The 12285-nt window shown below is 67.2% G+C and carries 10 protein-coding genes; 6 read left to right on the top strand and 4 right to left on the bottom strand.

The features are described 5' to 3' along the window. Positions 1 to 325: 325 nt before the first annotated feature. The 5 genes from A5785_RS08195 to A5785_RS08175 all read left to right on the top strand — a co-directional run bounded on the left by A5785_RS08195 (position 326) and on the right by A5785_RS08175 (position 6650). A complete protein-coding gene (locus A5785_RS08195; RefSeq protein ID WP_064865771.1) occupies positions 326 to 1108 on the top strand; it encodes an LLM class F420-dependent oxidoreductase in 783 nt (260 codons plus the stop codon). Positions 1109 to 1119: 11 nt separating this feature from the next. Further along, the gene (locus tag A5785_RS08190; protein ID WP_064865769.1) at positions 1120 to 1917 is read left to right on the top strand and encodes a DUF1295 domain-containing protein; all 798 of its coding nucleotides are present in this window, start codon (positions 1120 to 1122) and stop codon (positions 1915 to 1917) included. Positions 1918 to 2038: 121 nt separating this feature from the next. Next, complete coding sequence (locus A5785_RS08185) at positions 2039 to 4096, top strand: TPM domain-containing protein (protein ID WP_064865767.1); 2058 nt, start codon at positions 2039 to 2041, stop codon at positions 4094 to 4096. A 738-nt stretch (positions 4097 to 4834) separates the two neighbouring features. Continuing rightward, positions 4835 to 5287, top strand: coding sequence for a MarR family winged helix-turn-helix transcriptional regulator (locus tag A5785_RS08180; protein WP_064865765.1), 453 nt, complete (start codon positions 4835 to 4837; stop codon positions 5285 to 5287). A gap of 88 nt (positions 5288 to 5375) precedes the next feature. Then, on the top strand, positions 5376 to 6650 hold the full coding sequence (locus tag A5785_RS08175) for an MFS transporter (protein WP_064865762.1): 1275 nt from the start codon (positions 5376 to 5378) through the stop codon (positions 6648 to 6650). A gap of 94 nt (positions 6651 to 6744) precedes the next feature. Here A5785_RS08175 and ggh read toward each other — a convergent pair whose 3' ends face one another. Beyond that, the gene (ggh, locus tag A5785_RS08170; RefSeq protein ID WP_049699465.1) at positions 6745 to 8085 is read right to left on the bottom strand and encodes a glucosylglycerate hydrolase; all 1341 of its coding nucleotides are present in this window, start codon (positions 8083 to 8085) and stop codon (positions 6745 to 6747) included. Between the two features lie 75 nt (positions 8086 to 8160). Here ggh and A5785_RS08165 point away from each other — a divergent pair, with 75 nt between their 5' ends. Continuing rightward, the gene (locus tag A5785_RS08165) at positions 8161 to 8838 is read left to right on the top strand and encodes an SDR family oxidoreductase (protein WP_064865776.1); all 678 of its coding nucleotides are present in this window, start codon (positions 8161 to 8163) and stop codon (positions 8836 to 8838) included. A 316-nt stretch (positions 8839 to 9154) separates the two neighbouring features. On the opposite strand, the gene A5785_RS08160 is transcribed toward A5785_RS08165, so the two are convergent. The 3 genes from A5785_RS08160 to A5785_RS08150 form a co-directional block, all read right to left on the bottom strand. Beyond that, positions 9155 to 9550: a nuclear transport factor 2 family protein gene (locus tag A5785_RS08160; RefSeq protein ID WP_064865760.1), complete on the bottom strand. Its 396-nt coding sequence runs from the start codon at positions 9548 to 9550 to the stop codon at positions 9155 to 9157. A 46-nt stretch (positions 9551 to 9596) separates the two neighbouring features. Further along, a complete protein-coding gene (locus tag A5785_RS08155) occupies positions 9597 to 10769 on the bottom strand; it encodes a thiolase family protein (RefSeq protein WP_064865773.1) in 1173 nt (390 codons plus the stop codon). Positions 10770 to 10850: 81 nt separating this feature from the next. Then, complete coding sequence (locus A5785_RS08150; RefSeq protein ID WP_064865758.1) at positions 10851 to 12272, bottom strand: MFS transporter; 1422 nt, start codon at positions 12270 to 12272, stop codon at positions 10851 to 10853. Between the last annotated feature and the right edge of the window lie 13 nt (positions 12273 to 12285).

Raw genomic sequence — 12285 nt, 5'->3', positions numbered from 1 at the left:
TTTTCACGCAGAAGCCGCCAAACGAGAGGAGCGCTAGTCTCGTGGGCTCGGATATGTGTATAAGAGACAGGCGCGCGGGGTGGTCTCGACAAGCTCGACCAGCGTGGGGGTGGGCTCGACCAGCGGGGTAGGCGCTGGACCTGCGTGGGGGTGCGCTCGACCGGCGGTGGTCTCGACAAGCTCGACCAGCGGTGGGGGCTCGGCCAGCGGGACACGGGCTCAACCAGCGTGAGGGTGCGCTCGACCAGCGGGCAGCAGGGGACTGCGCTCGGGCACCGGAAGTCGGTCATCGACGCGGCGGCAATGGAGGGGCAGACTGGGAGACATGGCATTTCCCATTCGCATCGGAGTCCAGATCCAGCCGCAGCACGCCCCCGACTACTCGCTGATCCGCGACGCGGTCTTGCGGGCAGAAGACCTCGGCGTCGACATCATCTTCAACTGGGACCACTTCTATCCGCTCTACGGCGACCCCGACGGGGCGCATTTCGAGTGTTGGACCATGCTCGGTGCGTGGGCTGAGCAGACCGAACGCGTCGAGATCGGTGCGCTCGTCACGTGCAACTCGTACCGCAACCCCGACCTGCTGGCCGACATGGCGCGCACCGTCGACCACATTTCCGGTGGCCGACTCATCCTCGGTATCGGCGCGGGCTGGTTCGAGAAGGACTACGACGAGTACGGCTACGACTTCGGCACCAAGGGCAGCCGCATCGGCGAGCTGGGCGAGGCACTCCCACGGATCGCCTCGCGGTTCGAGAAGCTCAATCCCCAACCCACCCGACACATTCCGGTCCTCATCGGCGGCAGCGGCGAGAAGAAGACCCTCCCGCTCGTCGCGAAGTACGCCGACGCCTGGCACGGCTTCAACGACGTCGAGACCTACCGGCACAAGACCAAGGTGCTGTCGGGGTACTGCGAGGAGATCGGTCGCGACCCCGAGACCATCGAGCGGTCGGCGGGCATCCCGTTCACCGGCGACGTCGAGGAACTGGTGCGCACCGCCGACGCCATCAGCGCCGAGGGCGTCTCACTGATCACCGTCGGCACCACCGGCCCCGACTACGACCTCACGGCCGTCGAAGCCCTGTGCCGCTGGCGCGGGTGAACTGAGTCGAGATGTCGAGCCTCGCCGTCGTCGCGATCATCGCGGGTGTCATCTCGCTTGGCTGCTGGGTTGCGTCGCTGATCACCGGCGACACGTCCTGGGTCGACCGCATCTGGTCGATCGCACCTGTCATCTACCTCTGGGTGTTCGCGGCGTACAGCCACTTCGACGTTCGCGTGACGGTGATGGCGGTGCTCGTGACGGCGTGGGGCATCCGACTGACGTTCAACTTCGCCCGACGCGGCGGGTACACCGGCACCGAAGACTACCGCTGGGCCGTGCTGCGCTCCCGGATGAGCAAGTGGCAGTTCTGGTTGTTCAACCTGTTCTTCATCGTGATCTACCAGAACCTGCTGCTCGTGCTGATCACGCTGCCCGGCTACACCGCGCAGCGTCATCCGGGCGGGTTCGGTGTGCTCGACGTCGTGCTCGCAGTAGCCTTCCTGGCGTTCCTCGCCGGGGAGGCCACAGCCGACCAGCAGCAGTGGGAGTTCCACGCGCGCAAGGCTGCTGGCCAGACGTCGACGCGGTTCTGCACGACCGGGCTGTTCCACTACTCGCGGCACCCGAACTACTTCTTCGAGCAGGCCCAGTGGTGGGTGATCTACCTGTTCGGCGCCGTGGCCGCGGGGGCGATCCTGCAGCCGACGATCGTCGGCGCGGTGCTGCTGACGCTGCTGTTCGTCGGCTCTACCAAGTTCACCGAGTCGCTGACGCTGTCGAAGTATCCCGAATACGCCGACTACCAGCACACGACGTCGGCACAGATCCCGTTGCCGACGAAGCGACGTCGAACGGCGGCTGCCTGAGCGGCGATCCCCGGCGGGGCACTGCTGTTCACGCGACGTTCGTCGGGCGATCGGGGCAATTGCCCCGAGACGGGCGTGGCTGCCTTCGGTCCGACGGCGTCAACGGCCTAGATTTGATGACATGCTCAGACCGCTTGCTGTCGGAAAGAACATCACGGACCCGCGCGTTCTCCTGCGTGTGCTGATTGTGGGAGCACTCCTCATGCTTGCGGCGCTGGGTACGTCGGTGGCCGCGGACTCTGCGCGCGCCGAGCCGCCGATGCGACTACCCGACCAGGTCACCGACCCCGCCGACGCGCTCTCGTCGTCGGATCGCACGCGGGTGCAGCAAGCCGTCGAAACGCTCTACAGCGAACACGGCGTGCAGTTGTGGGTCGTCTACGTCAAGACATTCAACGGTCTGGGCAGCGAGCAATGGGGTTCGCAGACCGTGCAGATGAGCGACCTCGGCGAGCACGACGTGCTCCTCGCCGTCGCCACCGACGACCGCGCGTACCGCTTCGACGCCCCCGATTCGGTCGACGGTCTGGACCGTTCGACGCTCGATTCGATTGCCCAGGACAACATCGTGCCCGCGCTCAAGAAGTCGGACTGGCCGGGCGCGGCCGTCGGCGCCGCGAACGGCCTCGGCTCAGCGCTCACGCCGTCGCACACCGCCGCGATCGTCACCGGAGCGGTCGGTGGTGTCGCGGTCGTCGGCGGCGGTGGCGCCTACCTGTACTCGCGGCGGCGTCGAAAGCAGAAGTTCGAGTCCCAGCTCGACTCCGTTCGCGAACAGGAACTCACCGGCGACGAACTGCTGTCACAGCCGATCGAAGTACTCGAACCCTGGTCGCGCGAGGTCTTGACCGACACCGACAACGCGATCCGCACGAGCGAGGAGGAGTTGCGGTTGGCCGTCGACGAGTTCGGTCCAGCCCAGACCGCACCCTTCACGCAGGCGCTCGACGCGGCGAAACGTGGTCTCGCGACATCGTTCTCGCTTCGACAACGACTCGACGACGACATCCCGGAGACACCCGACGAACGACGCTCGATGCTGGTGCAGATCATCACAACCTGTACCGACGTCGACGCCGCACTCGACGAGCAGGTCTCGGCCTTCGACGAGATGCGCAACCTGTTGATCAACGCCGACACCCGATTCGCTCAGATCACGCAGCAACTCGTCGCGCTGCGAGCACGCCTTGAAGGCGCGGCCGGCCAACTCACGACGCTGTCGCAGAAGTACGGCGCGTCGACTCTGCACTCGATCGAGCACAACGTCGACCTTGCCGCGCAGGAGATCGGGTTTGCCGAGAGCAGCGCGGATCAGGGTCGTGCGGCGATCGCGCGTCCCGTCGGCGAGCAGGGTGCAGCCGTTGCCGCGATCCGCTCGGCGGAGGGCGCCATCGGCCAGGCCGACAAGCTCCTCGACGCGATCGACAACGCCGACACCAACATCGCCGCCGCGCACACCCAGCTTCCCGCGCTGATCGCCGAGGTCGAGGGCGAGTTGCAGGAGGCGTCCGGGCTGTCATCGGATGGCGGGCCGGAGTTGGCGACAGCGGTCGCATCGGCCACCACGGCGCTCGAACGCGCCAAGTCCGGGACAGACCAGGACCTCTTGGGAGTGTTCACCGCACTGGTCGACGCCGACGCCGACCTCGACGTCGCGCTCGATGCCGCCCGCGGCGCATTGGCACAGCGCAAGCAGCGAACCGAAGTACTCACCGCTGCGCTGACCAGCGCGCAGGCCAAGGTCACCGCGGCGTCGGACTTCATTTCAACTCGACGCGGCGCGATCGGGTCGACCGCACGCACCCGCCTCGCCGAAGCGCAGCGCCTGCTGCAGTCGGCCAACACGACCGCGCAGAGCGACCCCACGGCGTCGACCGACGCGGCGCGTCGAGCCGGCTCGCTCGCCGACCAGGCACTCATGGCGGCGCAGGGCGACGTGGTGAGTTGGCAGCAGAGCCAGCAGCCGCGATCGAGCACCGGATCAGCGGCCACGGGCGCGGTACTCGGCGGCATCCTGGTCGACAGCTTCCTGCGCGGGACCATGCGCGGCGGAGGCTACGGCGGAGGGTTCGGGGGCGGCTTCGGCGGTGGCGGCTACACCAGCGGCGGCGGCCGCAGCCCCGGCTCGTTCGGCGGGTCGTCGAGCTCGGGCCGCATCGGCGTCGGGGGCCGGTTCTAGGGTCGGGTTCGGTCGGGCTGGCGCTGCGCAGAAAGTGACGCCCTGTGGGCCGCTCGCATGTACCGGTACGTGCGGGTGACCCGAGGGGTGCGGTTTTCTGCGGGCGCCCTGTTGCTGCGCGCGCCCTGTTGCTGCAGTCTGCGCGACCGCCTGCTGCACGCGCCACGTTGCTGCACGCTCGGCCGCTGCGCGCGGGCGCGCCGCAGTCCGCAGAAAGTTGCAGCCCATGGGCCGCTCGCACGTACCGGTACGTGCGGGTGACCTGAGGGGTGCGGTTTTCTGCGGGGCCCGTCGGTGCAGGCCGCGCTGCGTTGCTGCGGGCGCCCCGGTGACTGCGCGCCACGCTTCTGCGGGCCGGTTGCCCGCACTCCGCAGAAAGTTGCAGTCCCTGGGTCGCTCGCATGTACCGGTACGTGCGGAGGCCCCGAGAGGTGCAGTTTTCTGCGCACTCCCGGACGCTCCTACGCCGACTTCCGCCCGAAGCCCAGGTACGCGATCGGGCCGATGTAGTTGATGAAACTCGCTGCGGCCCAGGCTTTTTGGGGCCGCGGACCTGCTCGGCGGGGCGCTTCTTGAGGTCGCGTAGGGCGTAGCCCTGCAGGGCGAACTGTGCGACGGCGGCGACGCTGATCAGTGCGCGCTTCGCAGGGGTGAGCTTCTTCTTCGTGTCACGAGTCACAGCGCCACACTACCGTTCGGCCTTTTAATTCATAAGCCTAAGTATTAGAGTTACTAAACGTGACCGAGAACAGTGCAGACATCGCCCGAGCGCTTCGCCCCTCCGTGACGCGGCTCTACCTGGCGTTGCGTCGGCACACCCCGATTCCCGAGTACACCGCTGCTCAGGCGTCGGCGCTGGCCACGATCGTCGACCACGAGCCGATGCGAATGGGCGAACTCGCCGAGCGCGAGTCCATCCGCATGCCAACGGCAACAGCCCTGGTCGACGGCCTGTGCAAGAGCGGACTGGTGGTTCGTGCACCAGACCCCGATGACCGACGCGCCGTGCTGGTGCGGCTCACCGACCACGGGCACGAGGTTCTCGAGCGGGTTCGGGGGCAACGCGAAGACGCGCTCGCCGCAGCACTCGAACGGCTTTCCGACGACGACCGGGCGCGGCTCGCCGCTGCGGCACCCGCATTTCGGGCACTGCACGCAGAGCTCGAGGGGACCCCGACCCCCGCGAAGTAAAAAGCAGCGGCGAAGTAGCAGTCCCCAAAGGCTCCAGCCCCAAAGACTTTAGTAAGCAACAACTTTCGACAATGAACACGAGGTAGATGTGACAACCACGACGGAGAAGCCGACGCAGTCGGCGCCAGAGGAGCACTCCCATTCACTGATCGAGACCTTCAAGGGTCAACCCCGAGCCGTGTGGGTGACCGCGTTCGCTGCGGTCATCGCCTTCATGGGCATCGGCCTCGTCGACCCGATCCTCAACACGATCCGCGAAGAACTGAACGCGCCGCCGTCGAAGCTGACGCTGCTCTTCGCCGTCTACCTCGGTGTGCAGGTGATCGCCATGCTGATCACCGGTTGGGCCGCGTTCCGCTACGGACCCAAGCGCACGCTGACCGTCGGCCTCGCACTGATCGTCATCGCAGCGGGCGTCTCGACGTTCGCGGGCAACATCGACCACCTCATCGCGATGCGCGTGCTCTGGGGTCTCGGCAACGCGCTTTTCATGGCGACGGCGCTGGCATTCATCGTCGGCGCGGCCAAGGGCGGGCAGCACGGCGCGATCCTGCTGTACGAGGCCGCGCTCGGCGTCGGCCTGGCCGTTGGTCCGCTACTCGGAGCACTGCTCGGAGCGTGGACGTGGCGTGCACCGTTCGCGGGTACCGCCGTCCTCATGCTGATCGGTGCTGTGCTGTGTGCGTTCATGCTGCCGTCCGACGGTCCGCGCTCCGAACGTGTCGCGGTCAGCGTCGTCGACCCCCTCAAGGCGCTGCGTAACCGCACCCTGCTGCTGACGTCGATCGGCTCGGCGTTCTACACCGGCGCCCTGTTCACCGTCATCGCGTATGCCCCACTTGCGATGGGACTCAAGCCGATTCCGGCAGGCATGGTGTTCTTCGGTTGGGGTCTGTTGACCGCACTCTCGGGTGTCTTCGTCGGGCCGCGGCTCGCCGAGTGGATCGGACAGCGCGGCGGCGTGATGACCGCGATCGTCGGATACGGCGTCGTCATGGCGCTCGCAGCGGTCGGTGTCGCCACCGACCAGGTGTGGCTGACCGGACTCGCGATCGTGCTCTCGGGTCTCCCGTCGGGCATCCTCAACACGCTGTTCACCGGCGTTGCGATGTCGTCGGCCGACCCCAACAAGCCGCGCTCGGTTGCCAGTGCCGGCTACAGCTTCCTGCGTTGGATGGGCGGCGCGGCGTCGGCCGTGCTGGTCGCCTACCTCGCGGAGTGGTTCGCTCCGGCGGCCCCGTTCTGGTTCGCCGTCGGCTATTGCGCCGTCGCCGTGATCGCGGTCGGGTTCGTGCAGTCGAAGAAGGCGGAGTCGCACCACGTCGACGAGGACGCCGCGCTGGTCGGTGCGGAAGAGTTCTGAGTCTCGCCCAATACGAAAGAGGTTGCCCCGCGGTCCACTTCGGACCGCGGGGCAACCTTTGTCTTATGCAGCGTCGACCCGTACGGAGCCGCAGTCAGTCGAGCCAGTCGAGCACCGACGCCGCGGTCCAGCTCTGTTGCATGCTGCCGAGCGCTTCGCCGGTGAAGGGCTCGTAGTACTCGGCGAACGCGCCGTCGGTTGCCTGCCGTAAGCCCTCTTCACGGAGTCGGGCGGAGCGTTCTGTCCACCCGCGGCGTGCAAAGGCCCAGCTGAACAGCCACGTCATCACGGGCCAGACCGGGCCGCGCCAATACTCGCGTGGGCGGAAGTCGGCCGAGATCGGCGACGTCGACGGCGGGACGCTGAACCTCAGGTCGGGGTGTCCGCAGAAGCGCGGGCCGTCGAAGAGTCGTAGGAGCGCGCGTTCCCGATCGCGGGACAGCCCGCCGCACAGGAGAGGCGCGAACACCGCGATGGTCTCGGAGTTGATCCACTGCCCCGCGCGCAGGTCGAAATCACGCGCGGCACCGTTGCGGTCGTTCGCGGCGGCCACCACGCCAGCCTTGAACCGATCCGACCATGCCCGCAGGTCTCGCACATCAGCGCGCGGCTTGGAGTAGTCCTCTCCGATCGTCGCGAGAACATCGCACGCGACGGCGAAGATCGCACTGACGAAGACGTCCTCGACCATGAAACTCATGACCTTGGGCAGGACCTCGTCGTCGTAGTGCGCTCGTTTCATCTCTTCGACGAGCCAGATGTAGCGGTCGTATTCGAGGTCGGTCGGGCGCATCGAGAGGTCGGTGACGTGCTCGAGGTCGGCGCGGGTGTAGGGCGGCAGATCCTCGCCGGGGACGACACGCGAGTACGGACCGTCCCAGCGCGGCGAGTTGTCCATTCCCGATTCCCAGCCGTGGTAGATCGTGACGCGACCGCGCCCGAGCGGATCGCGCGCGTGGGCGAGCCAACGATGCCAGCGCATCAGCGCGCCCCACCGGCGGTCGATGAATTCGTTCGCGACGGCCCGCGTCGAACGGCCGTGTCGTCGTGAGTGATCAAGGATGCGCTGCACCGCGATCGCGTGCACCGGCGGCTGCGTGATGCCAGACGTCTCCGGATAGTCGGGTGCGGCGTCGGCCAGGCGCGAGCACTCCCATCGACCGGGACCGGGGAAATACCCGTCACGCCCGTTGGCGAAAACGATGTGCGGAATCATGCCGTTCGACCACTGCGCCGAGAGCAATGTGTCCATCTCGATGACGGCACGCTCGACGCTCAGCGGTGCGAGACCGACCGTCACAAACGCCGCGTCCCAGCTCCACATGTGCGGGTAGAGGCGGGGTGCCGCGCTGGTCATCGTGCCCAGATCGTTTCCGCGGAGCAGATACGCGGCTCGTGCCGACAACTGCGTTGGGGTGAATCCATACCTGGCCACGCGTTGATTCTGCACTGCCTCGACGGTCCTCGCCGCTCGAGGTCGTCGGTCGTGACCGCCGGTACGGTTGGACGCGTGCCAACCGCATTGATCACCGGAGCAAGCCGCGGACTCGGCGAGCAGATCGCCCGACAACTCGCACCGACCCACTCGTTGATTCTCGGCGGCAGGCCGTCGGCCGCACTCGACGCGCTCGCCACAGAGCTGGGTGCCATGACATTCGCCGTCGAACTCACCGACCACGAATCGGTTGCCGCAGCCGCGGAGTCGATACCGTCGCTCGACGTACTGGTCCATAGCGCGGGAGTCGGTTCGACGCTGCGCACTGTCGCCGAGACACCCGCCGACGAGTGGCGGCACGTGCTCGAGGTGAATCTCGTAGCCGCAGCCGAGGTGACGCGTGTGCTGCTTCCCGCGCTACGGGCGGCGCAGGGTCACGTCGTGTTCATCAACTCGGGCGCGGGGATTCGCGCCAACCCCGGTTGGGGCGCATACGCCGCGAGCAAGTTTGGGCTGCGCGCGCTGGCCGACGCCCTGCGCGGCGAGGAGACCGCGCTGCGCGTGACGTCGGTGTTCCCCGGGCGAATCGACACCGACATGCAGCGCGAGCTGGTCGCGATCGAGGGCGACGACTACGACGCGTCGAAGTTCCTGAAGCCCTCGACGGTCGCGGGCGCGGTGGTCGCCGCGATCCACACCCCGGCCGACGCGCACCCCACCGAGATCGTGCTGCGGCCGACCGGGCGTGGGTGATCTCGACAAGCTCCTTCCCGCTGGTCGAGCGGGCGCGAGCGCAGCGAGCACCCTGGTCGAGACCACTCCTCCGGGCGGGTGATCTCGACAAGCTCGATCAGCGGGAACAGCGTTCGATCAGCGGGGATAACGCTCGATCGGCGGGGTCCCCACCGCTGGTCGAGCGGGCGCAGCGCCTCCCGCTGGTCGAGCGGGCGCGAGCGCAGCGAGCACCCTGGTCGAGACCACACCCCGCGGCGAAGTGATCTCGACAAGCTCGATCAGCGGTTGGGGGCCCGATCAGGCGGGGTAGCCCTCGAGATCGGCGGGAACTCCCCTACAACTGCTTGAGGTCGCTCGGCTCCCAGACGGCGCGCATGGAGGAGATCTTGCCGTCGGCGTCGAAGACCATGATGTCGATCGGAGTGATCTCGAACCGCATGTCGGACGTGCCGGTGACGAGCGTGAACTCGAAGACCGCGGTGTCGCCCGCGATCTTTTTCCAGTTCAGGGTGGCGACGTGCTCGTCCATGCCGGTGATGATCGAGTAGAACTCGACGAGCTGCTCGCGGGTGTTGCGGATGTCGGCACCGATCGGGTCCTCGACCGTCGCGTCTGCGGCGAAGAGATCCGCGATCTGCTCGGCGGTGCCGTTGGTGAGCAGATCGATGTACGCACCTACGGCGGCGGCGATCTTGCTCGACAGCTCGGTCTGTTCCTGTTCGACGGTCATACTTTGTCTCCAAATCTAGAACGTGTTCTACTTTGGAGACAAAGTATCAGTCGAGGCGCTCGTAGATGGTGGCGTTCGCGATTCCGCCCGCCTCGCACATGGTCTGCAGCACGAAGCGCCCGCCGCGCTGTTCGAGCGCGTTGATGGCGGTCGCGGCGATGCGTGCACCGCTCGCGCCGAGCGGATGCCCGATCGCGATCGCGCCACCGTTGACGTTCACGCGGTCCAGGTCGACGTCGAGTTCCTTTGCCCAGGCGAGCACCACGGACGCGAACGCCTCATTGACCTCGAACAGGTCGATGTCGTCGAGGCTCAGTCCCGCGCGGGCCAGCACCTTGCGGGTCGCAGGAATGATCGCGGTGAGCATGAGCAGCGGGTCGTCGCCGACGACGGCGAACGAGTGCACGCGCGCCCGAGGTCGCAGTCCGAGCTGTCGCGCCCGCTCCTCGTTCATCACCAGGACCGCTGCCGACCCGTCGTTGATCTGGCTCGCGTTGGCCGCTGTCACGTTCCAGCCGATCTGCGGGAATCGTTGCGCGATCGCCTCGTCGTAGTAGGCGGGACGAAGGCCTGCAAGTGTGTCGAGCGTCGAGCCGACGCGGATCCCCTCGTCTGTGGTCAGCCCCGCAAGCGGAACGATCTCGTTGTCGAAGAGACCGTTCTTCGTCGCTGCTGCGGCCAGTTCGTGTGAGCGCAGGGCGAACTCGTCCATCTCGGTGCGCGAGATGCCCCACTTGGCCGCGATCAGCTCCGCCGAGATGCCCTGCCCGACAAGCCCTTCGGGGTAGCGTTCGCCGAAGGCCACGCCGTTGAGGTCGTCGGTGCCGAAGGCCGCCGATCCCATCGGTACCCGCGACATCGATTCGACGCCTGCACCGACCACGACGTCGTAGGCGCCCGCGATGACCCCCTGCGCCGCGAACGCGATCGCCTGTTGCCCACTGCCGCACTGTCTGTCGAGCGAGACGCCAGGCACCGATTCCGGGTAGCCGGCCGCCAATAGCCCGCGACGCGCGATGTTGAGGCTCTGTTCACCGACCTGCGTGACAACGCCGGTGATCACATCGTCGATGTCGGCAGGATCGATTGCATTGCGTGACAGTAGTTCCCGCAGCGGGTGAGCCAGGAGGTCGACCGGGTGTTCGTCGTGCAGAGCGCCCGTCGGCTTGCCCTTGCCGACCGGAGTACGCACCGCGTCGACGATGACTGCTGTGTTCATGACCTTCATACCTTTCGTGGGGTGAATCATGCTGTGCCCGAATATGTTCGAGCGGAGTGTTCCTGCGATCGCAAGACCGCATCAACCGATGTTCGACGCCGCGACCGCTCGAGCCTGACCGGACGTACGGCGCACAAGCGGGCCGAGCGCGAGAATCGTTGCGCCTGCGGCGAATGCCGCGCAGACCCACCAGGTTCCCGTCGTCACTCCCGCTCCGAGCATGGCGACGAGCGCACTGGTGCCGATCGTCGTACCCAGCTGTCGCGACATCGTGATCACCGCGCTGCCTCGGCCGGCGATGGCGGCGTCGAGTCCGCTTGTGGCGGTGGCGATCAACGCCGGAATGACCAGCCCGACGCCGAATCCGCCGAGGAGCCAGCCGGGCAGGAAACCGGCGGCGTAGTTGGGATCGGACGCATCGGTGCTGATTCCGATCAGCACCATTCCGATGGCCCACAGGCCCGCTCCCGCGGCGGCGAGCAACCACGGTGAGACCGTGCGCGCCATCCGGGAGACCAGCACCGCTGCCACAGGCACCATCAGCGGGCCGGGCGCGACTGCCAGGCCGCTGCGGATCACCGAATAGCCCCAGCCTTTCTGCAGCAACAGGATTGCGTCGAGCAGGCCGGCGGCGAAGGCGATACTGAACAGCAGCATCGCCGCCGTCCCGAAGGAGAACTCAGGGCGCGAGAACAACTTTGTGGGGATCAGCGGGTCGTCGGATCGCCGATCGATGAAGACGAAAGCCACACCCAGGATCACGGCAGCGGCGAGCACGGCGATCGCGCGCGCTGAACCCCATCCCCACTCGTCGCCCTGCACCAGGTAGAGGACGCCGAGCGCGCTCGACGCCGCGAGTAGCACGGCGCCGGTGAGCATTCCGACCGAGACGGCAGCGCCGGAGCGTTGTTGCTGCACACCGGAGTCGCGTCCGAAGACCCGGACCGCCGCGATCACGAACGCGATTCCGATCGGCACGTTGATCAGAAATGCTGCACGCCAGGAGAATTCGACGAGGATACCGCCGACGACCGGTCCGAGCGCCGCCGCCATCCCCGACGTCGCGGCCCAGATGCGCACCGCACCTGCCCGACGCTCCGGTGGCACCGACGTCACCAGCAGCGCTAGGCTCGCGGGTGTGAGTGCTGCCGCGCCGACGGCCTGCAGCACTCGCGCGGCGATGAGCACACCGAGTGTCGGTGCGCATGCCGCGAGGGCGCTTGCCGCGGTGAACACGACGACTCCACCGATGAAGCCGCGGCGGTTGCCCAGTCTGTCGCTCGCGGCTCCCAGCGGGATGAGAAGTGCGGCGTAGACGATCGCGTAGGCCGAGAGCGTCCAACTGACCGCGGTGAGCTGTGCGCCACCGAAGTCCTCGGCGATGTCGTCGAATGCCACGTTGACCACGAAGAGGTCGAGTGCGACCAGGAACGGCGCGCCGCACGCGACCGCGAGAAGAGCACCGGCGCTGTGCCGCCGCTCGCTCTGGCTTTCGTTTTCCATAGTCAGACTGTTT

This window comes from Gordonia sp. 852002-50395_SCH5434458 (assembly GCF_001665905.1).
GTDB classification, from domain to species: Bacteria; Actinomycetota; Actinomycetes; order Mycobacteriales; family Mycobacteriaceae; genus Gordonia; species Gordonia jacobaea.
The sequence above is the reverse complement of the archived record's forward strand: the minus strand, read 5'-3'. Positions and strand labels throughout refer to the sequence as shown.